20 protein-coding genes are annotated in these 24,659 nt (G+C 59.9%); 14 read left to right on the top strand and 6 right to left on the bottom strand.

Annotation, left to right across the window (positions count from 1 at the left end):
* A complete protein-coding gene (locus CR152_RS33130; protein ID WP_157778623.1) occupies window positions 1–306 on the top strand; it encodes a CDI system immunity component in 306 nt (101 codons plus the stop codon).
* 105 nt (window positions 307–411) lie between these two features.
* Here CR152_RS33130 and CR152_RS20055 read toward each other — a convergent pair whose 3' ends face one another.
* Window positions 412–582 (bottom strand): hypothetical protein, encoded by a 171-nt coding sequence (locus CR152_RS20055; protein WP_208640161.1) that lies wholly within the window; start codon window positions 580–582, stop codon window positions 412–414.
* Between the two features lie 410 nt (window positions 583–992).
* Between CR152_RS20055 and CR152_RS20060 the strand changes: the two genes are divergently transcribed.
* The 4 genes from CR152_RS20060 to CR152_RS20075 all read left to right on the top strand — a co-directional run bounded on the left by CR152_RS20060 (window position 993) and on the right by CR152_RS20075 (window position 10,260).
* Window positions 993–8,075, top strand: coding sequence for a hemagglutinin repeat-containing protein (locus CR152_RS20060; RefSeq protein ID WP_099877616.1), 7,083 nt, complete (start codon window positions 993–995; stop codon window positions 8,073–8,075).
* Window positions 8,072–8,566, top strand: a complete 495-nt coding sequence (locus CR152_RS20065) for a hypothetical protein (protein WP_208640162.1) — start codon at window positions 8,072–8,074, stop codon at window positions 8,564–8,566. The genes CR152_RS20060 and CR152_RS20065 overlap by 4 nt, the downstream gene beginning before the upstream one ends.
* Window positions 8,567–8,950: 384 nt before the next feature.
* Window positions 8,951–9,226, top strand: coding sequence for a hypothetical protein (locus CR152_RS20070; protein ID WP_099877619.1), 276 nt, complete (start codon window positions 8,951–8,953; stop codon window positions 9,224–9,226).
* Window positions 9,227–9,780: 554 nt separating this feature from the next.
* Window positions 9,781–10,260, top strand: coding sequence for a hypothetical protein (locus tag CR152_RS20075; RefSeq protein ID WP_099877622.1), 480 nt, complete (start codon window positions 9,781–9,783; stop codon window positions 10,258–10,260).
* Window positions 10,261–10,741: 481 nt separating this feature from the next.
* Here CR152_RS20075 and CR152_RS20080 read toward each other — a convergent pair whose 3' ends face one another.
* Window positions 10,742–11,203 (bottom strand): hypothetical protein, encoded by a 462-nt coding sequence (locus CR152_RS20080; protein WP_099877625.1) that lies wholly within the window; start codon window positions 11,201–11,203, stop codon window positions 10,742–10,744.
* A gap of 150 nt (window positions 11,204–11,353) precedes the next feature.
* Entirely contained in the window at window positions 11,354–11,653 is a 300-nt protein-coding gene (locus CR152_RS20085; RefSeq protein ID WP_099877628.1) for an antibiotic biosynthesis monooxygenase family protein, read from the bottom strand.
* 99 nt (window positions 11,654–11,752) lie between these two features.
* Between CR152_RS20085 and CR152_RS20090 the strand changes: the two genes are divergently transcribed.
* Window positions 11,753–12,298, top strand: a complete 546-nt coding sequence (locus CR152_RS20090; RefSeq protein WP_099877631.1) for an HD domain-containing protein — start codon at window positions 11,753–11,755, stop codon at window positions 12,296–12,298.
* On the opposite strand, the gene CR152_RS20095 is transcribed toward CR152_RS20090, so the two are convergent.
* From CR152_RS20095 to tssK, 3 genes are all read right to left on the bottom strand, one after another.
* Window positions 12,286–12,858 (bottom strand): 3'-5' exonuclease family protein, encoded by a 573-nt coding sequence (locus CR152_RS20095; protein ID WP_099877634.1) that lies wholly within the window; start codon window positions 12,856–12,858, stop codon window positions 12,286–12,288. The two genes, CR152_RS20090 and CR152_RS20095, sit on opposite strands and share 13 nt — an antisense overlap.
* 142 nt (window positions 12,859–13,000) lie before the next feature.
* On the bottom strand, window positions 13,001–13,765 hold the full coding sequence (gene icmH / locus CR152_RS20100) for a type IVB secretion system protein IcmH/DotU (RefSeq protein WP_099877637.1): 765 nt from the start codon (window positions 13,763–13,765) through the stop codon (window positions 13,001–13,003).
* Between the two features lie 17 nt (window positions 13,766–13,782).
* Window positions 13,783–15,123 carry a type VI secretion system baseplate subunit TssK gene (tssK, locus tag CR152_RS20105; RefSeq protein WP_099877640.1) on the bottom strand — a complete coding sequence of 447 codons (1,341 nt, stop codon included), beginning with the start codon at window positions 15,121–15,123 and terminating at the stop codon, window positions 13,783–13,785.
* 233 nt (window positions 15,124–15,356) lie between these two features.
* Here tssK and CR152_RS34275 point away from each other — a divergent pair, with 233 nt between their 5' ends.
* The 8 genes from CR152_RS34275 to tssH are packed head-to-tail and all read left to right on the top strand — an operon-like array spanning window position 15,357 to window position 24,601.
* On the top strand, window positions 15,357–15,929 hold the full coding sequence (locus tag CR152_RS34275; protein WP_229413473.1) for a tetratricopeptide repeat protein: 573 nt from the start codon (window positions 15,357–15,359) through the stop codon (window positions 15,927–15,929).
* Between the two features lie 39 nt (window positions 15,930–15,968).
* Window positions 15,969–16,478 carry a type VI secretion system contractile sheath small subunit gene (gene tssB, locus CR152_RS20115; RefSeq protein ID WP_099877643.1) on the top strand — a complete coding sequence of 170 codons (510 nt, stop codon included), beginning with the start codon at window positions 15,969–15,971 and terminating at the stop codon, window positions 16,476–16,478.
* A 2-nt stretch (window positions 16,479–16,480) separates the two neighbouring features.
* Window positions 16,481–17,968 carry a type VI secretion system contractile sheath large subunit gene (tssC, locus tag CR152_RS20120; protein ID WP_099877646.1) on the top strand — a complete coding sequence of 496 codons (1,488 nt, stop codon included), beginning with the start codon at window positions 16,481–16,483 and terminating at the stop codon, window positions 17,966–17,968.
* A gap of 37 nt (window positions 17,969–18,005) precedes the next feature.
* Entirely contained in the window at window positions 18,006–18,497 is a 492-nt protein-coding gene (locus CR152_RS20125; protein WP_099877648.1) for an Hcp family type VI secretion system effector, read from the top strand.
* A 24-nt stretch (window positions 18,498–18,521) separates the two neighbouring features.
* Complete coding sequence (tssE, locus tag CR152_RS20130; protein WP_099877650.1) at window positions 18,522–19,013, top strand: type VI secretion system baseplate subunit TssE; 492 nt, start codon at window positions 18,522–18,524, stop codon at window positions 19,011–19,013.
* A gap of 2 nt (window positions 19,014–19,015) precedes the next feature.
* Window positions 19,016–20,860, top strand: a complete 1,845-nt coding sequence (gene tssF, locus CR152_RS20135; protein WP_099877653.1) for a type VI secretion system baseplate subunit TssF — start codon at window positions 19,016–19,018, stop codon at window positions 20,858–20,860.
* Window positions 20,824–21,909 (top strand): type VI secretion system baseplate subunit TssG, encoded by a 1,086-nt coding sequence (gene tssG, locus CR152_RS20140; protein ID WP_099877655.1) that lies wholly within the window; start codon window positions 20,824–20,826, stop codon window positions 21,907–21,909. Before tssF ends, tssG begins: the two co-directional genes overlap by 37 nt.
* A gap of 34 nt (window positions 21,910–21,943) precedes the next feature.
* Window positions 21,944–24,601 carry a type VI secretion system ATPase TssH gene (gene tssH, locus CR152_RS20145; RefSeq protein ID WP_099877658.1) on the top strand — a complete coding sequence of 886 codons (2,658 nt, stop codon included), beginning with the start codon at window positions 21,944–21,946 and terminating at the stop codon, window positions 24,599–24,601.
* Window positions 24,602–24,659 lie beyond the last annotated feature (58 nt).

Consider the following 24,659-nt stretch of genomic DNA (forward strand, 5'->3'; position numbering starts at 1 on the left):
ATGGCTATTGATTTGTTTTGTTATTCGTCTAATTCAAAGGAAGAGTTGGGGCTAGTCATTAAAGGTCTTTCAACTCAAGTCGAAGAGTTTTATTCCAATAAATTTATTGTGTCACTGGCAAGGGAAGCAAACCAAATTCATCATGAAATTGCAATGGAGCATGGGTTGAATGCGCGCTCTCTTTTCTTGATACGGGTTAATGAAAAAAATGCCGTCGAGGAGCTGCCGGAATTGGTGTCGATGGTTAAAAATATTGTCGGAGGAAATAAAGTTATCGTTTTGTTGGAAAATGAAAAATTATTGTAAGGTGAACTTCTCGCGCAACTAACCATTGACATCGTGTGACTGCAGGAGGAAACCGTGACGATGCCGGACGGCAGCACGACCGAGGTCCTGATGCCCCGTAGTCGTTCACACCCCGACCGGAATCGCCTGCAGCGTTGGCACCGTCAGACCGCGCCGGGCTGGGGCAATGACGCTGGCAATGTAGGGCCAGGAGGATGCCGATCGTTTTCTGCACGTCTCGATGACGCCGGCCAGAAGCGCGAACGCGCGCGTGCCGGCTTCGCTGCGGGTGCCCATGCTTATACGGCGCGCGATTACCCAATGACGCAGGGCTTGCTCGGCGGCATTATTCCGACTTCCGAATTATGTCGCGCTCGCAGTCAATTTTGCTGCGGCGCGACGGATGCTTGGTTTCGCCCCGTCCAGACAGTCGGCATTATAAGAGTTGGGCAGTGCTTCGACTGAGGAATGGTGCCAAGGAATGGTGCCATACAGGAATAGGGCCAGGTCTGACATTTAGACACGACCTCGTCGGTGGAGCCGTTACGCGACTGCCTCCACCGTCGGCGGAATCAATGTCGGCGCGGTCGTCGAACCGGCACCGTACAGGGCGCGGCGACGCAGGGCGTGGTCGTTAATGGCCACCGGCAGTCGGTACTACGGCTGCGGCCGATGCCCAGCAAAAGGGCAGTGGCGGCGCAACGGACGTGCCGAACGTCATCCTGACCAGCAACACGGACTGGAAAGCGCCGGGCGGCAATCTGTTCTCCCTGAAACCGGGCGAGGGCGCCGGCTATCTGGTCGAAACCGACCCGCTGTTCACCGACAAAAACAAGTGGACCGGCAGCGATTACTTCCTGGACCAGCTTGACCTCGATCCACAGCGCACCCTCAAGCGCTACGGCGATGGTTTCGTGGAACAGCGCGCGTTCGCCGACCAACTGATCAACATTACCGGCCGCAACAAGCTGTCCGGCTACGAGAACAACGAACAGGCGTTCAAGGCGCTGATGGATTCCGGCGTGGCCTACGCCAAACAGTTCCAGCTGACTCCGGGCGTGGCACTATCCGAGCAGCAGATGGCCCAGCTGACGACCGACATCGTGTGGCTGCAGGAAGAAACCGTCACCTTGCCAGACGGCAGCACCACCAAGGTGCTGGTGCCCCAGGTCTACCTGCGCCGTCCGCAACAGGGTGACCTGTCGACCGGCGGCGCGCTGATTGCCGGCGACAACGTCACCATCCGCAACCAGAACGGCAGCATCAGCAACAGCGGCACCATCCTGGCCGGCTATGCCAATGCGAAGCCGACCGACATGCAGGGCGCTGTCAACCTCGACGCCCAAAATGTCACCAATCGCGGCACCGTCGCCGGTGATGCGATCGACATCAAGGCGGCGAACGATATCGCCAACGTCGGCGGGCGCATTGCAGGCCTGTCCAACAAAGGCGTCGATGGCAGCGCCACCGACGACAGCCGCGTCACGCTCAATGCCGGCCGCGACATTCTCGTCGCCAGCACCATGCAGGCGCGCAGCGTTGACACTGTTGGCAACAACGGCACCAGCACATCGAGCCGCACCAACATCGACCGCGTCGCCACCATTGCCGGCGGCAACGTGTTCATCGATGCCAAAGGCAATTTCACGGCGCGCGCGGCCCAGGTCGACGCGGCCGCGAACTTGACTGTGTTGGCGGGCAAGAACATCGACATCGCCGGCGTGGAAGAGAAGCACGCGCTGTTCGTGCCGCTGGGCGGCAACACGATGGGCCGCACCGGCTACACCAGCGAGGCGAGCGTATCGAACGTCGGCAGCAATCTGACTGCCGGCAATAACGCCACCATCAGGGCGGCCGGCGACGCCACGCTGAGCGGCAGCCGTGTCGCCGCGGCCAATGACGTGGTCATTGGCGGCGCCAACGTCACCATCTCCGCGGTCAAGGACCGCACCCTCGTCGACGTGCAAACGGCGGGCCGCAAGCAGTACAACCGTGCCATGAACGATGACGAAAGCCTCAGTGGCGGCGTCGTCAGCGCCGGCAACAACGTCTCCATCAGCGCGACCGGCGTTGCAACCGGGCAGAAAGACAAGGACGGCAAGGCGATTGCCCAGGTGGGCACGGGCAACCTCGTCCTCAACGCGGGCACGATCGTGGCCCAAACCGGCGTAGCGAAGCTGCTGGCGAACAACGACCTGACGGTCCAGGCCATCACAACCGAGCACGACAGCCTGCGCGAGAGCTACAGCAAGAGCCGCACGCCTGGCGGCAGCAGGATGTCGAGCAGCACCAGCACGGAAAGTTTGCAGCAGGTGACGGGCAGCAGGGTCGTTGGCGACAGCGTGCTGGCCGAGGCGGGCAAGGACTTGACGGTCAGCGGCAGCTTGATTGCAGGCGTGAACGACGTATCGCTGAAAGCGGTCGCAGGCAACGTCACGATCAAGTCGGCCGAGGAAATCTACAAGGAGCGCAATAGCGCTGTCCAGAAGCAGTCCGGTTTCACGGCCGGTTATGCCGGCGGCGCGGCCAGCGTGGGCTACAACAAGTCGAGCGGCTCCAGCCAGTCGAGCCTTGATCTGGTCAGCCAGGTCGGATCGACCATCAAATCCACCAACGGCAAGGTCGGCATCACTGCCGGCGAAGGCATCAAGGTGATCGCGTCGGAACTCGACGCCAAAACCGACCTCAGTTTGAGCGGCAAGACGGTCGACTTGCTAGCGGCGCAGAACACCAGCGACGAGCACAGCGCATATAAGACGGCATCGAAAGGCTTTTCGGTTGGGGTGACGCTCGATCCGAAGGCGGCGTTCAGTAAGGCGCGTAAAGAAAGCGAGAAGGGCAACAGCGCCGACAGCGGCGTGGGCAAGATCACCAAGCGCGCGGACGGGGTGGGGGAAGGCCTGCTGGCGGCAATTGGCGGCGTGGTGGTGCAAGGCAGTTCGCGCAGTGCGGCCGGGACCAGGGATCACGTCAGCAGCACCGCCCAGGTCAGCATGCTCAAGGCGGGCGGCAACCTGAGCATTGACGCCACGGGCGGCAGCATCACCAGCGAAGGCGCGACCCTGAAGGCCGAAGGCAACGCCTCGCTCACGGCCAAGGACAGCATCATCCTCGATGTTGCACATAGCACCGAGAGCGAAGGGCAGGACAACAAGGCCAAGGGCTGGAGCATCGATTCGCGCGGCAGCCTGCCGGTCGGCATGTTCAACAACAAGGACAACGGCAAAGGCAGTGCCGACACGATTACCGGCACCACCTTGTCGGTCGGCGGCAACGCCACGCTCAAGAGCACGGATGGCGACATTGTTCTCACGGCCGCTTCGGTGGTCGCCGACAAGAATGTCGACATCGCCGCTGGCAGGAACCTGACCATTCAAAGCGGCCAGGATACCGTCTCGAACGATAACCACAGCAACAACAAGGCCATCGGCAAGGTGGTCGTGTCGGACACCGAGCGTTTTGCCGGATATAACAACATCAAGAAGAACGGCAGCAATGACGCGGTTACCCAGGTGCAGTCGGGCGTGGCCAGCATCAACGGCAATATCACCCTGACGGCAGGGGAGAAATACACCCAGACTAGCAGCAATGTCCTGGCGAAAAACGATGTCAGCGTGACTGCCAAGTCGATCGAGATTGGCACGGCGCTCAATACGAGCAATAGCGCGCAGGACAGTTCGGACCTGAAGATCGGCGGCTTTGCGCGTATCAGCTCGCCGTTGATCGACCTGGCCAACAACCGCAAGGCGGCCAAGGAATCGGACGGACGCCTTTCGACCATGCAGAACATGGCTGCGGCTGCGAACGCGTATCAAGCGGTTGCTGCGGGGATTGGTGGCAGCGGCACCTTGTTCAAGGCCGAGGCTGGCATTGGCATTGCCACCGCCAAGAGCCGCGACCAGAGCAGTGGCAGCGTGGCAATCGCCACCACGCTCACGGGCACCAACGGTAATGTGGCGCTGACCACGACCGAAGGCGATATCAAGGCCACCGGCGCTGGCATAACCGCCGGCAAGGAACTGAAACTCGACTCGGCGCGCGACATCGTGCTGCAATCGGCCACCAGCCAGATGAGCAGCGAGGGCAGCAATAATAACGCCGGCGTCGAGGTGGGCGTGGGCGTTCAGGTCGGTGCGCAGACCGGCACCTATGTGTACGCCACCGCCAACGTGGGCAAGGGCGAATACGACAACAACGCCACGGTTAATACCAATACCAGGCTGACCGGGGCTACGGTCAATATTGCCTCTAAAGGCGACACTACGCTCAAGGGCGCGGTCGTCAAGGGCGACAGCGTTACCGCCAATGTGGGCGGCAAGCTGGCGATCGAGTCCGTGCAGGACACGAACAAGCAGCACAACGAGCAAACCAACGTAGGTGCTCGGGTGCAGCTGTCGTTCGGCACCGCGTGGGAAGCGTCGGGCAACATCGGCCATACGTCGGCCGATGGCAGCAGCAAGGTCGTGCTGGAGCAGTCGGGCCTGTTTGCGGGCGACGGCGGCTACCATGTCAAGGCCGACACGATTGCGCTGAAGGGCGGTGCAATTGCCAGTACCAACGCGGCTAATTCCGACCTGACTACGAAGGCCATCACGTTCGAGAATCTGGATAACCAGATGAACTACAAGGCCCAGTCGGTCAGCCTGTCAGGCGGATTCACCACCGGTGCGGTCAAGGGCGCCGCGCCGGAAACGCAGACCAGTACCGGCGCACGCAACCCGAACGTCACGCCCGGCCTGCCGATGCAGGACAAGGGTAAAGACAGTTCGACTACCTATGCAACGCTGACGAATGGCAAGATCAATATCGGCGGCAAGGAGATGAGCAGTGCGGCAGAGCTCGGTGCGCACACCGACCTGGCGACCGCGAATAAGGCAGTCGATCCGCTGAAAGACATGAAGGCCGTGATGGCTGACCAGAAGGCGATGGGCGCGGCGGCAGGCACCTTGATTGCGACCGGCCAGCAGATCAATGGTGACATTGCGCGCGGGGCGACGGATCGACTGAATCTGGCTGAAGCGGACGTCAAGTCTTCTCAAACGGAGATCGAGCGGGCTCGGGCAGTATTGAACGATTCTGCCAGTACGCCGGAACAGCGCGCGCTTGCAAATTCGGATATTGCCACAGCGAACCGGAACCTGGCTGTGGCAACGACTGCGCAAGACGTCGCCAACACCGACGTCAAGAACTGGGGACCGAAGGGTGACTATTCACGCGCGCTGACCGTTGCGACAGGCTTGCTGGTTGGCGGCTTGTCGGGACAGGGCACCGGACAATTAGCCGCCGGAGCCAGCGCGCCGTATGTGTACAAGGCCATTGGGGATCTTGCACAGACGATGACCAAGCCGTACACCGACGCCCAGTTGCTGAAGATTGCGACAGAAGGACGACTCGCCGCCGAGACGGATCCGGCGAAGCGTGCAACCTTGGAGCAAACCCTGGCGCAAGCCGACGCCATCATGCTCCAGTTCCAGGGGCAATATGACGATTGGAAAGACGGCAGCCTTTACAAGGCTGGCCTGCACGGGGCCGCGACCTCGATTCTGAGCCAGGTGGGCGGTGGCGATGCGCTGAAGGGTTTCGTGGCGGGAAGCTTGAATGAAGCGAAGAGTCCGTTGATCGATGAGTTGACGAAAGGGCTTGGGCCAACCGAGACGAAATTCGTTGCCGATCTGGCCAGTGTGGTGGTCGGCGCGAGCATCGGTAATGCCCAGACGGCTGGTTTGACGTTGGCGGCAGAGCTTAACAATCGGCAGTTGCACCCAGACGAGTCCAATTGGATTAAGAAAAACGCGAAGAAGTTCGCGGCAATGACGCTCGTAAATGGACAACCAATTTCGGAGGCGCAGGCGACCGCAATCCTGACACAGCAAGCGTTGAAGGATATCGACCTGCTTTGGCGCGGTGTCTTGACTGATGGGGAAAACAAGGACGCACAAGAATTTCTTAAAGGTGCAAACGCAACCAGCTTTACGAACAGCGACGGCAAGCCGCAAGGGCTATTCACGGTCGAGGGTGGCCAGTTCACGGCGCCGCAAAACGGTTTGTATGACACCGACCGCAACTTCATAAACAAGTACGCTAAGCCTGATGCGAACCGGCTGGCGATTGCTGGGGTGAAATATGAAATTAAGCAGCTCGGAGGCGATGCTCTCGACGCCGTGTTAGCCAATCCGGTCGACGTCGCAAAGAAAATTGCGGGCGGAATGGCCAATTCGGCCTGGGAAGCCGTTAAGCATCCGTTTGATACAGTTGAGAAAGCAATTGACGATGTCGGTTCGCGCGCGAAAAGTTTCGGCGAGGGCTTTGCAGCTTCTACAAATACAGACATACAACAGCAGCTCAATGCCCTGTATGGCCAGGACATCACGAGTGCGGTTCGCATCGCTACCGCTGCACAGGGTATTACATTGCTGGCTGAAGCGACCGGCGCAGGCAAGGTTGCCGGCAAGGGGGCAGGGCTGGTCGGCGATCAGCTTACGAACGCAATCGGTCGGGTGCCGGGTATCAAGGGCATCAAATCTACAACCGAGCTGCCGCCTTCCGGCACAAAACCGGCCGTCGCGCAAGTCGATGAGCCGCCGGCGAAGGTGAAAGATCCGGCTCCGGAAATCAAGGATGAGTTAGCTGATGCCGGAGCGCCGGCGCCTGCAAAGCAGAGGCTGGACAAAGATGGTCGTCCATGTTGTTTCGCTCCCGGTACCTTGGTTGCCACACCCGCGGGCTACATCGCGATCGAAACCCTGAAGCAGGGCGATCAGGTATGGACCCGCCGCGATGACAATACCGGGGATGTGTTTGCTTCGACGGTAACGGCTACGCATATCCGGGACGATCAGCCGATTTACCGGCTCACGTTGACTCGCCAGGGGGCTGATGGCGATAGTGGGCAAGAAGCCTTGCTGGTTACGCCTGGACATACGTTTTTCATTGGTGGTCGTGGGTTCGTTGCAGCGATCGATCTGAAGGCTGGGGACCAGTTGACTGCCCGCGAGCGTTCGGTGCATGGCGCTACGGTTGCATCGCTTGAACGGGTTCAAGATCAAGGACGCACGCACAATCTGACGGTTGACATAGGTCATACCTTCTACGTCGGGGCGTTTGAAACATGGGTGCATAATACTGGCGGATGCGATTGCGAAGGTAGCTCATGCTCGAGCCCGCCTGCGAATGAAACACCCGAGGGTTCGAACGGCGAGGCGCCGGCGAAGAATCCAGCGACGGCTGCGGATACGCCCGAAGCGAACCGGGCAAATACCCCTCAGCCCCCTAACGCTGTCGTCGGCTTACCGAATTTCAAGGTTTTTGGTCTCGACGAAACGGCTCATCCTGCACTGAACATAAATGCCATACGGGACAAGCTTGAAAACTATGTGTCATCCGGCAATACTCAGGATATCTCGATTGCCACAGCCGTCATTACAACCGATAGCGGAAAGATTATTCATTTACTTAGTGTTAGTGGAAAATCCTGGAGGGGCGATGCGGCTGACAATGTTACAATTAATGGAATTGATTACAAAGTCATCCGAGGCGATAGCGGTACTTTGGGCAGCGCGCCGGTTGGCAACGGGCAGTTAAATGCCAGACACGCGGAAATGAAGCTTGGAAGTTACATCAACGATAATTTTTCGTCGTCCAAAGCGACTATCGACATGGCAGTCCAGAACACCTCGACAAAGGCGCCAGGTATGTGCGCTGGCTGTGTTCAGACGATTCCAAATTTAGCGATTAATAATCCCGATCTAACAATTAACGTATATCAGGGAACTACAGGAGTAAAGCCGTGACGAAATTATTCTTTGATAAGATTGAGCACCTGGTTCCCGAAGCAGGTGAAAGAATGGTGGGGTATCATGAGTTCGAATTGCGAAGAATTGAGCGGCTTTACGGAATTAATATCGGAGGCGATTTCTCTGAATTTTTATTAAAGGCGGGTCGATGCGATGGAGGGGTAATTGGAGATGATCCTTTGATTATTTATCGGCCCACTTGGTCAGTAAGAACGCACCTGTTGTTCCAAGTTAACTTTTTCAACGGTTTGCAGGAGATTGGTGCATTTGAATTTATAAATAAGCCGTTTGTTTTTTCGCTCGAGGCAGAGACGCAATATTATTTTCTGCAAACCAGAAATCCTGATGATATGCAAGTCTATCATTACGATGAAAACGCGGAATCGGTTCAGGGCACTGGATTGACGTTAGAAAATTATTTGATCGATATTCTGCAAAGATATCCAATAGGCGGTGTTGTTTGTAAAGGTGAGCTCTTGGATTTTTAGCCTTGTCGCCTGCACGGTATCGCGCGTGCTAATCTGATGGGATCCTAACGGGGTCTACCATTTCAGGTCCTCACGAGACTGACGCGTTTCTGGAGTCGGCTGATTACTGGGGCAAATTGCTCAGCCATAGTTGCGAATACAGCAGATTCGATTACACCATTCTTCGGATGGTCTTTCAAAAGCGTTTCCTAGTACGGTCATGAACGGGCGCGGACAGTCTGGAGACATTATCATTGACGCTCGCGGCCAAGTTGGGATGACTGTGCAAATTGCGCAACGTGGTGTCGGCCGTGCGTTTGGCGCCGATGCTGAAACCGGATCGAAAATTCAAAGCATTACCGTTATTACATCAGAGGGCACGATTTTTGTTCCACGGAAACCATTATGATTAACGGCTATCCAACAGAAGAAGAGTTGCGTAATCGGATCATCAATCAACTCGGTTGGCGTGGTCCGACTGAGAAAGTTGCCCTAGTCTGGCATGGTTACCTTACTGCCTTGCTGGAATGGGGGTTAATTGAGGTTCAGGTATTTGATCGGCTTTCCGTATTGCTGCCCCACGTAGGCGATAAAGAGCTATATGAGTTATGTACGGACGAACCGCTCAGTCCCGAACGCGAGCGAGGGATAGATGAATTTCTGAGCAAGAAAAAGAAGTAGCCACTTCTTTTATTCTGAAAAATCCGCTCCCAACTTCGGAAGAAAGAAATTCTGGAAGTATTTTCTTCTTCTCTTTTTTGACATAAAAAGCCGTTCCCAACCCACTGTTTTTCGCGCGTGTTCGGGGTGCGACTTTTTTTTAGCGGCTAAAAAGAGAGCTAGGGAAGCACTTATATGGACGCCCCTTGGATTGCAAGTGTTGGCAGTACAATGCATTAACGGAGGTTGCAGTCTTATATGCGGCCTGTCTGCGCAGGCGTTGTATCCTGCTGGCCCGGATGGCATTCACGGGCGAGGCTCCTATCTGATCTTCGGACTGAACGGCCCTTTCCCTGTCGGAGTGTCCTTGCCCGGTATGACCTGTTGACCCATCACTTTGCTGTTGCTTGCTCTCCCTTAAACTCTCTTTGTAAGGCCGCATTGAGCGGATTTTGCGTATTGTTCAGGTCGCCGGCTCAAGAGAGGAATCGGCAAGTTACAAAGAGGAAAATGCTAACGATGAGGACGAGACACTATTTGTGAATAGACAGCTAGTTTGAATATGAAAGCGAATAATGCAAGAGATCTGCGATATCTATCTGATTGAAAAACTGAGCGGCTCGTCAAAGCTGTTGCAGCAATTGCGCATTTTTGATCCTACTATTGCCTTTGACGAAAATCAGTTGTATTTGGGATTTCTGGGACTGAACTTGAAACGATTAACAAACGTTGCGATTCTTATGAATTTCAAGAGCAACGGTATTAGGTGCTTTAATATTCCGGTCCGGTACAGGTCAGCACTAATATCTCAAGATGAGGCGCGAATATATGCCGAAATATATATGGATAGTGTCGGTGGGACGGTTATTTGCCACAGAACGCGGCCCGGCGTATCGAATCCGATGTTTTGGTATTTTCTCGTCCATGACCCGCGCGAGAATTCTGTTGAGCCGAGGGAGGGAGGCGGAAATTTAACTGTCGATTCATTCGATGGCCATATCTGGACGTGCGACGAGGCGGCGGAATACCACTACGATTACAATAATTCGATATAGCGAACGCCGTACAGATGCGAACGAGAAATGTTTTTGATGAGCTCCTGGGCTTCATTCGCCTTCCTTCATGGCGGTGTACCGTTTTTTCAAACGCTTTGGCATTGCGCACGTGAACTACGCGACCAGGAGCGCGCGCTCAAGGACACAACCTCTCTTAATCGCGAGGTGATCGCCACCAATGGCGGCGTGCTCGATGGTGTGCCGCCGCGCCCGTGCGCATGGAGTGGAGCGGCCATGTGTCGCGAGTGAAAAACGGGCAGCCCGCCCGGATTATTCTGCGACCTGAATCAGGTACTCTTTCTGGCAGAACGATTTGGTTTGCAGAAACTCGGGAAACGGGATGAGGTTCTTGCAATCCATCCAAAACCGGACGACGTATTATTCAGATTAAAATCGCACCGTTCGTCGTGGTTTTTCATCGCTCTCTTTGCTACCGTCGATCAGGGTGTGGGCCATTTCCTCATCCAGGCGGATCAACTCCTTATTGCTGGATGCGCCGCTGATGATTTTCGCAACAGGAAAGTTTTTGCCTGAAGAGCGATCTGGCCGACACCGACTTGCCGGTCGCGTGCGAAAACACCGGCGCTTCTTTTTCGATATCCGGCGTTCTAACGCACACGGTCGATTTGGCAAAAACGACGCTCACATATTTCTCGGGGAGCTGGTTTTTTTCGAAGTCGAGCTGGGAGTTCCATGGATGTCTCTGGGAGGCGGCCCCGCATTGCTTTGCTTCCCGGGCGAAGGTGCGGGACGCGGCCGTTAGTCCAGCCTGGACGTTCCTGACAGCTTTCTTGTTCATGCCACCAATGGCGTTGACCGCCACGGTTTGAACCGCCACGCGTTCAGCCTGCTTCTTGTCACTGGGCTTCGACGCAAAGGTGAAAAGCCTGGTCGAGCTGATGCATGGTTCGACGTCGAGTGTTGAGGTAGGCCGTTTTTGCACGATGAGTGTTTAGAAAGCCACTGTATTGAACGCGCAATTGTTTTTTGACTAGCCATTCATGGCATCGTCGGCTGCGGCGATGACGTGTTGCCGCGGGCGATACAACGCGCCCGACGGCTGTACTGAAATCATTCGCGCCAGCGCGTGGGGTTAGAAGCCCTCGACCGCGCTAGTGGTATGGAACACGCGCGGCGGCGCGCTGTAATAGCCGCCCACCAGACGGCGCCATTCCCGAAAATCCTCGCTCTCGCGAAAATGCACCATGTGGTCCTCGATGGATTCCCACTCGACGAACAGCATGTAGCTGCCCGGTTCTTCGACCGACCGCTCCATGCGCATGCCATGGCATCCTTTGGCGCGCTTGAACAGTGGTATGGCTTGCTGCACGCCTGCTTCAAACAGCTGCTCCGTTCCCGCAGCGACCTTGAGCTCCGCAACTTCCCTGAACATGTTTTCTCCTATCGATACCGACGCTTGTCGGCGTGCCGATATTGTAGCCAGTCGCACGCATTTGTGCCGGCTGCGCTAAGATCGACCATCGGAGGAATCATGACACAGCAGATCGATTACGCAGACCAGGAAGCATGGCTCAAGGCGTGGCGCTACGCCGCTCAGGTGCACGCCCAACAAAAATTCCCGGGCACCGACATGCCCTATCTGGTCCATCTGGGGATGGTGAGCATGGAGCTTCTCGGCGCCCATGCGCAGGAGCGGATCGACGGCATCGGCACGGCCATGCAATGCGCCATCCTGCACGATGCGATGGAAGATCAGGGCGTCTCGCACGATACGCTGGTCGCCGAATTCGGACTGGCCGTGGCCGACGGCGTGGCTGCATTATCGAAGTCGCCCGGCCTCCCGAAGGCGGATGCCATGGCCGACAGCTTGACAAGAATCCGGCTCCAGCCAAAGGCCATCTGGTGCGTCAAACTGGCCGATCGCATCAGCAACCTGCAAGCGCCACCATCGTACTGGCCGCAAGAAAAAATCAGCGCCTACGGCCAGGAGGGCAGTGTCATTCTCGCTGCGCTGGGTGAAGCCAATGGCTACCTTGCGCAGCGGCTCGCCGCCAAGATCGCCGCTTATCCGTCCTGACGTCCACGCGCCAGGTTATCGGCCAGCATATTGCAGAACAGCGCACCCTGTTCGATGGCGTCGTCCAGCGCCACATGCGAATGGGGCAGGGGATCGAACCAGTGTTTGGGCATATTGCGCTTGGTACTGTCGCGGTAATCGCGCTTCATGACGGCCATCGCGTACGATTTGATATCGAGCGCGGAATGGCTGAACGGGCTTTCGCCGGTAAAGCGGATCAGGTACCAGTACACGAACAGAAAATCGAAGCCGGCAGGGTAAGCTACGAACACCGGCTTGCCCGGCAGCGACTTGACCCATGCCAGATAGCGCTGCGTGGCCGCCAGTGGCGTCTCCAGGTCCGCGCGGCAGGCGGCCCACGCCTCGGGCTGGGTCAGCCACCACGCGGCGGTGGCGGGATGCGCCGCGGCGTCGGGCAGGCATTCCAGGTTCGCGCTGAAGGTCGCGATGCACGTCTTGTCGGCCAGGTAGGCTGCCGATCCGATGCTGAGCATCGAATGCGGCCCGGGAATCGGACCGTCGGTTTCGACGTCGGTGCTGATGTAGATTTCCTGTTTCATGAATCCTCCAACCGGCTTCGCTGGCTGCTGCCTGCGCCGCAAACGGAACGCTCATCGCCACCACGGTCGGCCCGGCGATGCGTGATGATCGCCCAAGCCGGCGCCGGACACGCTCAGGGAGCGATCCGGCCGGCGCCTGCCATCAAGGCAGCGTGATGGTCAGGTTGGCCGCGCGCGGCGCCAGCTTGACGACATCGTTGTAACCCGCCATGCGTTCCTCGGTGGTCTTGCTGAGCGACGCGCGCAGGCCGATGTAGCCGAGGATGCAGATCAAACCGAACACCGAGCACAGGACCCACAGCGGCAGGTCGCTGCGCAGCTTGTGCACGATCTGGTCGGGCCGGTCGGCGTGCGGCGCAAAGCCCCCGCGCTTGCCCTTCATGTTGGCGATTTCGTCGCCCAGGCGCGCGGTCAGGTAGTTGAGCTTTTCCGAGCCTTCCAGGATGTAGCGGCCCTGGAAGCCCAGCAGCAGGCACATATGGAACACTTCCAGCGCCTGAAGATGCGTGCTGCCGCGCGTGCGCAGCGATTCGAGGCGGTGATAGAAATTCTCGCCGGCCAGCTGGTCGCCGAACAGCACCAGTTGCAGCGGGCGCCGTTCCCATTCGTCGCGGATCGAAAACGTCGAGCGCAGGATGATTTCGTCGACCGCCGCGCAGAAGGCATATTTGGCGGCGTCGATGTCGTCGGCCGAGGCGCCCTGTTTCTTGGCGCCGCGCGTGAACTCTTCGAGAAACTGCGTGGTCTTGTGCTGGAAGTCGGCATTGTTCTGCGGGCCGTTGCCGTTCTTGAGCATGAACAGCGCGTAAAAGCCGTCGTACATCAGGTCCAGCAGCGTTTGCGGAGTGGCTCCCGCGGCGGCGGCAACCGGGCCGCCGGCCATCAGGGAGGGTGCAGTGGTAGTCATCTGGGCAAATCCTTGGGTCAGGAGGTTACGGCGATCAGTTCCAGGGTCAGCTCGCGCAAGCCTTCAGGAACATAGATGGAAATCGACTGCGCCTGCATCATGCGTTCGTACATCTGGCCCTTGGCCTCGATCGTGAAGTAGACGGTGTCCGGGCGCACCGGAACGGCCGGCGGCACCTGCGGCGCGTGCTGCAGGCGCACGCCCGGCATGGCCGAAAGCACGAATTTCTCGACGTCGTCCGGCGCGCCGATCTTGAAGCGCAGCGGCACCACGTCCACCAGCTCGATGGCTGGCAAATTGGCCGACACGGCCAGGTAAAACGCGGTCTTGTCGTCGATCTTGCCCGACTCCAGCGATCCCAGATAGTAGGACGGCTTGATTAGATCGAGCGCAATGGCGAAGTACTTTGACGAGATTACAGTGTCCAGCAGGTCGCGGATGATCATGTTCAGTTTCGCGAACGCGGGCCCGGGATCGGCGTGCTGGTAGGGCGGCAGGTCGGCCAGGGTCCAGCTCTTGGAAAACGTCATCAGCGCGCCCGCCACGCCCAGCAGCGCTTCGTACAGGCGTTCCGGATGCAGGCCCGGGTGGTGAAAGTAGTGCGTCAGCGAGGCATACGCGGTGCTGGCCGTGTGCAGCAGCCAGAACGAGGACATGTCGCCGGAACGGAACTCGATCACATTCTTGCTCGGCTCGCGATGGTGGCCGTACAGCGCGCTCACCTTCGCTTGCAGCGCGTCGATCAGGCGGCGCAGCTGCAGGAACAGGATCGGGGCGCTGCGCACCGACATGCTCGGCGGCACGAACGCCGGGTCCATCTCGAAGCCGCCGGTGGCCACGCGGCGCAGGCGCAGCAGCGGGAAGTGGGTGTAGGAATCGCGCGGCTCGAACTCGGAAATGAGGCGCACGCTTTTCTTCAGGTACGTCAGCTGGGCTTGCGCGGCCTGGGTGTACAGGTCGGGCGTGTCGGCATTGGCCTGTACGAAGCGGGCCGCGTTGGCGGTCTGGCCGAGCGGCGCAAAGTTGCCGCCGAACGGCTTGAAGGCGGGCAGGGCGGCGTAAAAGGTGACGCTCTGTTGCGACTGCAGCAGCTGGCTCAGGTCCACCGTCTCGGGCAGCGCGTCGGCGCCCGGCGCGTCGACCAGTTCGCCGTCCTGGAAGCGCAGCGACAGTTCCAGCACGCGCAGCGCATTGTTGGCCAGCGCGTCGCGGTCCACCTGCAACTGGTTCACTCCCCACGCATAGGGATGGACCGCCTTCACGCTCTCGTGCAGGCGGTGCTCGTGGTACTGGTCCTGCTGCTGGAAGTGCTGGGGCCGGAGGAACAATCCTTCGCCCCAGAGGACTTTACTAGACATGCTGTGGGCACCTTTGGCAATTTTTACATCAATTTGAAAAACTAATTAGCGGAACAATAACATTTATGAGAAGATTTGTCTCCGTGCTAATGTAACGTGCGCGCTTACTACAAAGTGAAAATGTGTGATTTTCAATTGCGCGATGTAAAATTTCAATCTCTGCTAACGTTGCTCGTGTAATAAGTGTTACAATATACACATTAATTTTCTGTCAATGCTTTCGAGGATACCGCATGACCACTTTTTCCGATCTGAAGCACCTGTTCGGCGTCATGGCTTGCGCCGCGGCTCTCTCCGCCTGTGACTCGGCGCCGAAGGTCCCGCCCCGGGCCCCGCTGGCCGATCTGCTGAACCAGGCGAGCCAGGCCGCCGGTTCCGGGCAGAAGGAGCAGGCCGTCACCGTGTGGAAACAAGCCGCTGCCGCCTATCCGGCCGACAAGGCGCCGTGGGCCAGCATCGCCCAGACCCGCTACGACGCCGGCCAGTATGGCGAAGCGATCGTCAGCGCCCAGGAAGTGTTGTTGCGTGATCCCAACGACAAAGCGGCCAACAGCATCATCGCCATCGCCGGCCTGCGCCTGTCGACCCGTGCCTTGGGCGACCTGAACCGCCAGAATGGCATGACCCCGGCGCTGCGCACCGAGTCCCAGGACCTGGCCAAGCTGCTGCGCGAAAACCTGGGCGATAACACCGCCGCTACCCCGACGCGCCGCACCGAGCCGACCCGGCGCAAGCCAGCAGAGAAGACGTCCAAGACCGACAAGGACGACGGCAATAAATCCGACCCATTCGACTTGCTCAAGTAAGCCGGCGATTCACGCTCCAACCATGTAGAAGGAACCACCATGTCCAAGAAAGAAAGTGTCCAAAAGCGTCTGCAAAAAGTGCGTCCGCCGCGCGTGCAGATGACCTATGACGTCGAAATCGGCGATGCGATCGAAAGCAAGGAGCTGCCGTTCGTGATGGGCGTCGTCGGCGATTTCGGCGGCAGTTCCGAAGTCGAGAAGAAACGCCTGAAAGACCGCAATTTCGTCGGCATCGACCGCGACAATTTCGATGAAGTCATGAAGGGCGTCGAGCCGCGCGCCGCTTACCGCGTGAATAACACCCTGACCGGCGAGGGCGGCAAGTTCGCCGTCGACCTCAAGTTCAAGTCGATGGAAGATTTCCGTCCCGAGGCGGTGGTCCAGCAGGTTGAGCCGCTGCGCAAGCTGCTCGAAGCGCGCACCAAGCTGGCCGACCTGCGCAACAAGCTGGCCGGCAACGACAAACTCGAAGACATCCTCAACGATGTGCTCAGCAACACCGAGAAATTGGCCGAACTCGGCCAGCAAGCCAACGCCAAGAAAGACTGATCATGTCCGCTCAACTGACCCCTGCCTCCGGCGCCGCCGCGACGACCCATGAAACGGCCTTGCTCGACCAGATCGTCGAACAGAGCAAGGTGGCCAAATCGAGCGTCGAGCACGCACGCGCCAAGGACCTGATTTCGGAACTGGTGCACCAGGTGATGGACGGCACGGTGATCGTGTCGGACAACCTGTCGGCCACCATCGACGCCCGCGTCGCCGAACTGGACCGCATGATTTCGGACCAGCTCTCGGCCGTGATGCACGCGCCCGAATTCCAGAAGCTCGAAAGCAGCTGGACCGGCCTGAACTACCTGGTGAAGAACACCTCGACCGGCACCAACCTCAAGATCAAGATGCTCAACGCGACCAAGCGCGAGCTGGTCAAGGACTTCCAGAGCGCGCTCGAGTTCGACCAGAGCACGATGTTCAAGAAGGTCTACGAGGAAGAATTCGGCACTTTCGGTGGCGCGCCGTTCGGCTCGCTCCTGGGCGACTTCGAAATCACCCGCCAGCCGGAAGACATGTATTTCGTCGAGCAGATGTCGCACATCGCCGCCGCCGCCCACGCGCCCTTCATCACCTCGGCCTCGCCCGAGCTGTTCGGCCTGGAAAGCTACAGCGAACTGGGCAAACCGCGCGACCTGGCCAAGATCTTCGACACGGTCGAATACGCCAAATGGAAGTCGTTCCGCGAATCCGAAGATTCGCGCTACGTCGGCATCACCTTGCCGCGCTTCCTCGGCCGCCTGCCGTTCCATCCGGCCGATGGCGCCACCACCGAAGGCTTCAATTTCGTGGAAGACGTGGACGGCACCGACCACCACAAATACCTGTGGTGCAACGCGGCCTACGCCTTTGCGACCAAATTGACCGGCGCGTTCGACGACTTCGGCTGGTGCGCGGCGATCCGCGGCGTCGAAGGTGGCGGCCTGGTCGAAGACTTGCCGACCCACACCTTCAAGACCGACGAAGGCGAAGTCGCGCTCAAGTGTCCGGCCGAGATCGCGATCACCGACCGCCGTGAAAAAGAGCTGTCGGACCTCGGTTTCATCTCCCTGGTGCACTGCAAGAACACCGACTACGCGGCCTTCTTCGGCGCCCAATCGGCCCAGAAAGCCAAGAAATACAATACCGACTCGGCCAACGCCAACGCGGTGCTGTCGGCCCAGCTGCAGTACATCTTCGCCGTCTCGCGCATTGCCCACTACATGAAGGCAATGATGCGCGACAAGATCGGCAGCTTCGCCGCCGCATCGAACGTCGAAGACCACCTGAACCGCTGGCTGACGCAGTACGTGCTGCTCGACGATAACGCAAGCCAGGAACAGAAAGCCCAGTTCCCGTTGCGCGAAGCGTCGGTGCAAGTGTCGGAAGTGCCGGGCCGTCCGGGCGTGTACCGCGCCGTGTCGTTCCTGCGTCCGCACTTCCAGCTCGATGAGCTTTCCGTTTCACTCCGTCTGGTCGCGGAGCTACCACCATCGACCAAATCGTAGCACCCCGTAGTACCTATAAACCACTGAAAGGAACACAATGGCAATCGACGTCTACCTCCAAATCGACGGCATCAAAGGCGAGTCGTCCGACTCCGCCCACAAAGACTGGATCGAATGCCAGTCCGTCAGCTGGGAAGTGCTGCAGCCTAAATCGGCTACCGCATCGACCGGCGGCGGCCATACCGCCGAGCGTACCGAGCACCGCGATATCGTTATCGCCAAACTGGCCGACCTGGCAACCCCTCTGCTGCTGCAGAACTGCTCGTCGGGCAAAACCCTGCCGAAGGCAAAGCTGGAATTCCTGCGCGCCGACGGTCAGGGCGAGCGTATCAAGTACTTCGAAATCGAACTGGAAAACGTGCTGATCTCCAGCGTCGCTCCAGCAGTTTCGGCGGGCGACATCCTCACCGAAAACCTGTCGCTGAAGTACTCGAAAGTCAAATGGAAATACACGCAGCAGAAAGTTGGCGGCGGTTCGGGCGGTAACACTTCCGGCGGCTGGGATCTGTCGACCAACAAAACCGCGTAACAGCAGTAACGCATCGGGGTGCCAATGAAGGGTTTTACGCCAGGCTTGTTCGACCGGTTGATGGATGTGCCGGTCAATGGCTCCTCCAGCGGCACAGTCACCCGGATGTCGGTCGAGGACTTGAAGGACTCGGTCGCACGCGATCTCGAGGCGCTGCTCAACACGCGCACCGTGATTCCGGAAGACTTGCTGAAACGGTACCCCGAATGCGGTCGCTCGATCGTGACCTTCGGCCTGAACGATTTTGCGGGCCGGTCGCTGTCGAGCCCCGACGACAGGGCTTACATCTGCCTTTGTCTCGAAAAAGCCATCGCGCGCCACGAGCCGCGCCTGCGCAACGTCAAGGCGTCGCTGGAAATCCGCGAAGACTCGGTCAACCGCCTCAATTTCGCCATCACGGCGCTGCTGGTCGTGAGCAGTTCCCAGGAACCCGTCAACTTCGACGCCATCTTGCAGCCATCGAGCCTGCACTACACCATCAGCAAGGCGCGCCGCCCTGCGTCCGCGGGAGCCTGAGTTTGGAAGATCTGTTACCGTACTACGAACGCGAACTGGGATTTTTGCGCCGCTATTCGCGCGAATTTTCAGAGCGCTACCCCAAGATCGCCGGGCGCCTCCTGATCGCCGGCGAGGTGTGCGAAGACCCGCACATCGAACGCATGATCGAATCGTTCGCGCTGCTCAATTCGCGCATCGCCAAGCGGCTCGACGACGACTATCCCGAATTTACCGAAGCACTGTTCGAAGTGCTGTACCCGCATTATCTGCGCCCGTTCCCTTCGTGCTCGATCGCGCACATGGATTTTTCGGGCGCGGCCGCGCAGCTGACCACCGCCACCGCGATCCCGCGCGGCACCCAGCTGACCACGCGCCCGGTGCGCGGCGCTTCCTGCACCTTCCGCACCGCCTATCCGGTGACGGTGGCGCCGCTGGCGCTGACCGGCGCCTCGTTCGCGCCGATCATCGACACCCCCGAAGCGATCCGGCCTCCGGTCGGCGCCACCTCGAGCGTGAGCCTGACCATCAGCAGCACCTCGGACCAGGTGTCGCTGGCCCAACTCGGCCTGGCAAAACTGCGCGTGTTCATCGATGGCGAACCCTCGTTCTGCGCGGCGCTGCGCGATGCGCTCTTCATGCGCACCGTGGCTGCCTACGCCGAAGGCGACAGCAGCGGGCGCTGGATGGCCCTGCCGGCCATCCCGGTGCACGCGGCCGGCTTTGGCGAAGACGAATCGCTGATCGACTTCGCGGCGCGCTCGCACACGGCCTACCGCCTGCTGACCGAGTATTTCTGCTTCCCCGAAAAATTCAACTTCTTCGACATCGACCTGGCCGCGCTGACGGCGGTGCTGCCCATGGGCTGCCGCTCGATCACCTTGCACCTGGCGCTGTCGGGCATGCGCACCGACTCGAACGCGGCGCGCATGCTGGGCACTCTTTCCACCAACAACGTGCTGCTCGGCTGCACCCCGGTGGTGAACCTGTTCCGCCAGCGCGGCGAGCCGATTCGCCTGACTCACACCACCGCCAGCTACCCGGTGCTGGCCGATGCGCGCCGCGCGTTCGCCTACGAAGTGCAGTCGATCGATTCGGTCAAACTGGTGCGCCAGACCCCGCAGGGCGAATCGATCGTCGACTTCCGTCCGTTCTACTCGCTCAAGCACGGGCAGATGCCGGAAAAGAAGGGCCACTACTGGGTCATGCGGCGCGACGAAACCATCGCCGACAAGAGCCCCGGCTTCGAGACCGAGATTTCGATCGTCGACATCGATTTCGACCCGGCCGAAGTCGAAACCGACACCCTCAGCCTGGAACTGACCTGCACCAACCGCGACCTGCCGGCATCGCTCACCTACGGCCTGCGCGGCGGCGACCTGTTTTTGGAGGGCGGCTCCACCGTGCGCCAGATCAGCTTCCTGCGCAAACCGACCACCTCGCACCGCTTCGAGCGTGGCCGCGGCGCCCACTGGCGCCTCATTTCGCACCTGTCGCTCAACCACCTGTCGCTGGCCGACGGCGGCCTGGATGCCTTCCGCGAAATGCTCACGCTGTACGACCTGCCGCGTTCACCTTCCTCGCAGCGCCAGATCGGCGGCATCGCCTCGGTGGCGTACAAGGCGGCCAACACCTGGCTGCCGGGGAACCCGTTCGCCTGCCTGGTGCGCGGCATGGAAGTGCGCCTGACGATCGACGAGGAAGCCTTTGTCGGTAGCGGCATCCACGCCTTTGCCCACATCATCGACCGCTTCCTCGGCCTGTACGTGCACGCCAACAGCTTCACCCAACTGGTGATCGTATCGAATAAAAATGGAGAAGAGCTATTGAAATGCTTGCCACGAAGCGGCGATTTGAGCCTGCTGTAATCGAACGCCTGTTCGAGGAACCGTACCGCTTCCAGTTCTTCCAGGCGGTGCGGATGCTCGAGCTATGGCTCAAGCGCCACGGTTCGCCGCAGCAGGGCGCGATCGCCAACTTCCTGCGCTTCCAGAATTCGACCTCGCTCGCTTTTCCGCCCAGCCAGCTCGAAACCATCGAGACGGTGCCGCGCGACGTGCCGCACCAGGCCAGGTCGCTCGGCGAAGCCCTGCAATCGAACACGCTCAAGTACATCCGCATCACGCCGGCCTTCATGGGCCTTCTGGGCGGGAACGGCGCGCTGCCGGCCCATTACACCGACCGCATCTCGGCCCACATCATCTACAACAAGGATGAGGGCCCGCGCGCGTTCCTCGACACCTTCTCGAACCGCTCGCTGGCGCTGTTTTTCGAAGCCTGGCGCAAGTACCGGCTCGAACTCAAATACGCGGTCGACGGCAAGGACAGTTTCCTGCCGCTGCTGCTGTCGCTGGCCGGCGTGGGCAACGAGTCGCTGCGCCACCGCCTCAAGGACGACATGGGTGGCGGCGTGCTCGATGAATCGCTCGGCTACTTTGCGTCGGCCATGCGCCATCGCCCCCCGTCGGCGGTGCAGATGTCGCGCGTGCTGTCGGAGTATTTTAATCAGCGTATCCGCGCCGAGCAGTTCATCGGCTGCTGGTATGCGGTGCCTTCCAGCCAGCAGACCATGCTGGGCGCGGCCAATTCGATGCTGGGCGGCGGCGCCATGGCCGGCGAGCGCGTATGGCAGCGCGACCTGCGCCTGCGCCTGGTCATCGGCCCGCTCGACCATGCCGGCTTCGACTCCTTCCTGCCGGGCGGGAAGGCGGCGCGCGCGCTCAAGAGCATGATCACCATGTTTACCGGCGTGACGCTCGAATACGAAGTGCAGCTGGTGCTGCGCGGCTCCGACGTGCATGGCGTGTGCATGGACGAACCGCGCACCGGCGGACGCCTGGGCTGGGACAGTTTTCTGGTGACCGGCTCGCGTCAGGAAGACCGAAGCGATGTCCGGTACGATATCCACGCGCTGTGATTGACAACACGACACAACAAAAAAAGGAACCTGCATGAGCATCAACCTGAAAACGCTGATCGGCAAACTCAATGAGACCAGCCGCACCGCCGCCACCCGCGCGGCCGGCATTTGCGTGTCCCTCGGCCAGTACGAAGTCGACATCGAACACCTGTTCCTGGCCCTGCTGGAGCAGCCCAAGAGCGACTTTGCGCTGATCGCGCGCCAGTGCGGCATCAGCGCCGGCATGCTCGAAGCGGACTTGCAGGCCGAAGTCGCCCGCCTCAAGGCCGGCAACTCGCGCACCCCGGTGTTTTCGGTACGCCTGCCCAAATTGTTCGAGAACGCCTGGCTGATCGCCTCACTCGATATCCAGGCCGGCCGCACCGCCGAAATCCGCAGCGGCCATTTGCTGCAAGCCTTGCTGACCGATCCGGAACTGGCGCAGCTGGCCTTCCGCGGCTCCAAATTGTTCGGCAAGTTCGACGTCGAGCAGATCAAGCATAACCTCGACAAGCTGGCCGCCGGCTCGCAGGAAGCCGCGGCAACGCAGGCCGCCGGCGACGCCGACGATGGCGAGGGCAACGACCCGGTCGGCGACATGGCCGCCAAGGCCGCCTCCAGGACGCCATCGCTCGACCAGTTCACCACCAACCTGACCGAGCGCGCGCGCGACGGCAAGGTCGACCCGGTGATCGGCCGCGATACCGAAATCCGCCAGGCCATCGACATCCTGATGCGGCGCCGCCAGAACAACCCGATCCTGACCGGCGAAGCCGGCGTCGGCAAGACCGCCGTGGTCGAAGGCCTGGCGCTGCGCATCGCCGCCAACGACGTGCCCGATGTGCTCAAGGGCGTCGAGATCCACACGCTCGACATGGGCTTGCTGCAGGCCGGCGCCAGCGTCAAGGGCGAGTTCGAGAACCGCCTGAAAAACGTCATCGACGAAGTCAAAAAGAGCCCGCACGCGATCATCCTCTTCATCGACGAAGCGCACACCATGATCGGCGCGGGCGGCACCGCCGGCCAGAACGACGCGGCCAACCTGTTGAAACCCGCATTGGCGCGCGGCGAACTGCGCACCATCGCCGCCACCACCTGGGGCGAGTACAAAAAATACTTCGAGAAGGACGCCGCGCTGGCGCGCCGCTTCCAGGTGATCAAGGTCGAAGAGCCGAGCGAGGAACTGGCCTGCGCCATGTTGCGCGGCATGGCGCCGCTGATGGAAAAACACTTCGGCGTGCGCGTCTACGACGAAGCGATCACCGAGGCGGTGCGCCTGTCGCACCGCTACATCATGGGCCGCCAGCTCCCGGACAAGGCCATCAGCGTGCTCGATACCGCCTGCGCCAAGGTCGCCCTGGGCCAGAACGCCACCCCGGCGCTGATCGAAAACCTGGCGCGCAAGCTGGAACGGATCGACATCGAAGCCGGCGCCCTGGAACGCGAACAGAGCGCCGGCGGCTCGCACGCGGCGCGCCTGAAAGACCTGGCAGCGCAGCGCAGCGCCGCCGCCGAACAGCACACCGCGCTGGCGGCGCGCTGGGAGCAGGAAAAGCAGCTGACCGAAAAAATCATGGACGGACGCCGCAGCCTGGAAGACGCCGAACAGAAAGACGCCAGCAAGGGCAAGGATATCCAGGCCATGATGGCCGAACTGCGCACCCTGCAGGGCGAAACGCCGATGGTGCCGGTGCAGGTCGACGGCCACGTGGTCGCCGAAATCGTGGCCGGCTGGACCGGCATCCCGCTCGGCAAAATGGTCAAGGATGAAATCAAGACGGTCTTGAAACTGAAGGACTTGCTGGAAGAGCGCGTGCTGGGCCAGTCGTACGCGATCGAAGCGGTGGCGCAGCGCGTGCGCACCTCGCGCGCCAACCTGGACGATCCGAACAAGCCGAAAGGCGTGTTCCTGTTCGTCGGCCCGTCCGGCATCGGCAAGACCGAAACCGCGCTGGCGCTGGCCGATGTGCTGTACGGCGGCGAGCGCAAGCTGATCACCATCAACATGAGCGAATACCAGGAAGCGCACAGCGTCTCCGGCCTGAAAGGCTCGCCGCCGGGCTACGTGGGCTATGGCGAAGGCGGGGTGCTGACCGAGGCCGTGCGCCGCAATCCGTACAGCGTGGTGCTGCTCGATGAAGTCGAGAAGGCGCACCCGGACGTGATGGAGCTGTTCTTCCAGGTCTTCGACAAGGGCGTGATGGACGACGCCGAAGGGCGCGAGATCGACTTCAAGAACACCATCATCATCCTGACGTCGAACGTGGCGTCGAGCGCGATGATGCAGGCGTGCCTGAACAAGACGCCGGAAGAAATGCCGACCCCGGAAACGCTGGAAGAGATGATTCGTCCGCACCTGATGAAGCAGTTTAAACCGGCCTTCCTCGGCCGCCTTAAGGTGATTCCGTACTACCCGCTGGGCGACGATGCGCTGGTCAAGATCATCGAACTGAAAATGCGCAAGATCCAGCAGCGCATCGCGACCAACCACAAGGCCGAATTCTCGTACGACGAAGCGCTGGTCGAAGCGGTACTGGCGCGCTGCACCGAAGTCGATTCGGGCGCGCGCAATGTCGACAATATCCTCAACGGCACCTTGCTGCCGGAGATCGCCGAATCGGTGCTGGCCAAGATGGCCGAAGGCGCCGCGATCGCCAAGATCAAGGTCAGCGCCGACAAGAAGGGCCAGTTCAAGTACACCATCAAGTAAGCGCGGTGTGTGGCACGGAAACGTTTATTTTTTGATATTGCAATATAATTAAGTGCGA

This window comes from Massilia violaceinigra (assembly GCF_002752675.1).
In the GTDB taxonomy this organism is placed as follows: Bacteria; Pseudomonadota; Gammaproteobacteria; order Burkholderiales; family Burkholderiaceae_D; genus Telluria_A; species Telluria_A violaceinigra.

What these genes read in the sequence shown, in the direction of transcription:
- CR152_RS34275 (WP_229413473.1), top strand. Translation starts at nt 15,357, where the DNA reads ATGACCACTTTTTCCGATCTGAAGCACCTGTTCGGCGTCATGGCTTGC.
- tssK (WP_099877640.1), bottom strand. Translation starts at nt 15,123, where the DNA reads ATGTCTAGTAAAGTCCTCTGGGGCGAAGGATTGTTCCTCCGGCCCCAG.
- icmH (WP_099877637.1), bottom strand. Translation starts at nt 13,765, where the DNA reads ATGACTACCACTGCACCCTCCCTGATGGCCGGCGGCCCGGTTGCCGCC.
- tssG (WP_099877655.1), top strand. Translation starts at nt 20,824, where the DNA reads ATGCTTGCCACGAAGCGGCGATTTGAGCCTGCTGTAATCGAACGCCTG.
- tssB (WP_099877643.1), top strand. Translation starts at nt 15,969, where the DNA reads ATGTCCAAGAAAGAAAGTGTCCAAAAGCGTCTGCAAAAAGTGCGTCCG.
- tssE (WP_099877650.1), top strand. Translation starts at nt 18,522, where the DNA reads ATGAAGGGTTTTACGCCAGGCTTGTTCGACCGGTTGATGGATGTGCCG.
- CR152_RS20075 (WP_099877622.1), top strand. Translation starts at nt 9,781, where the DNA reads ATGCAAGAGATCTGCGATATCTATCTGATTGAAAAACTGAGCGGCTCG.
- CR152_RS20055 (WP_208640161.1), bottom strand. Translation starts at nt 582, where the DNA reads ATGGGCACCCGCAGCGAAGCCGGCACGCGCGCGTTCGCGCTTCTGGCC.
- CR152_RS33130 (WP_157778623.1), top strand. Translation starts at nt 1, where the DNA reads ATGGCTATTGATTTGTTTTGTTATTCGTCTAATTCAAAGGAAGAGTTG.
- CR152_RS20070 (WP_099877619.1), top strand. Translation starts at nt 8,951, where the DNA reads ATGATTAACGGCTATCCAACAGAAGAAGAGTTGCGTAATCGGATCATC.
- CR152_RS20095 (WP_099877634.1), bottom strand. Translation starts at nt 12,858, where the DNA reads ATGAAACAGGAAATCTACATCAGCACCGACGTCGAAACCGACGGTCCG.
- tssH (WP_099877658.1), top strand. Translation starts at nt 21,944, where the DNA reads ATGAGCATCAACCTGAAAACGCTGATCGGCAAACTCAATGAGACCAGC.
- tssC (WP_099877646.1), top strand. Translation starts at nt 16,481, where the DNA reads ATGTCCGCTCAACTGACCCCTGCCTCCGGCGCCGCCGCGACGACCCAT.
- CR152_RS20090 (WP_099877631.1), top strand. Translation starts at nt 11,753, where the DNA reads ATGACACAGCAGATCGATTACGCAGACCAGGAAGCATGGCTCAAGGCG.
- CR152_RS20085 (WP_099877628.1), bottom strand. Translation starts at nt 11,653, where the DNA reads ATGTTCAGGGAAGTTGCGGAGCTCAAGGTCGCTGCGGGAACGGAGCAG.
- CR152_RS20125 (WP_099877648.1), top strand. Translation starts at nt 18,006, where the DNA reads ATGGCAATCGACGTCTACCTCCAAATCGACGGCATCAAAGGCGAGTCG.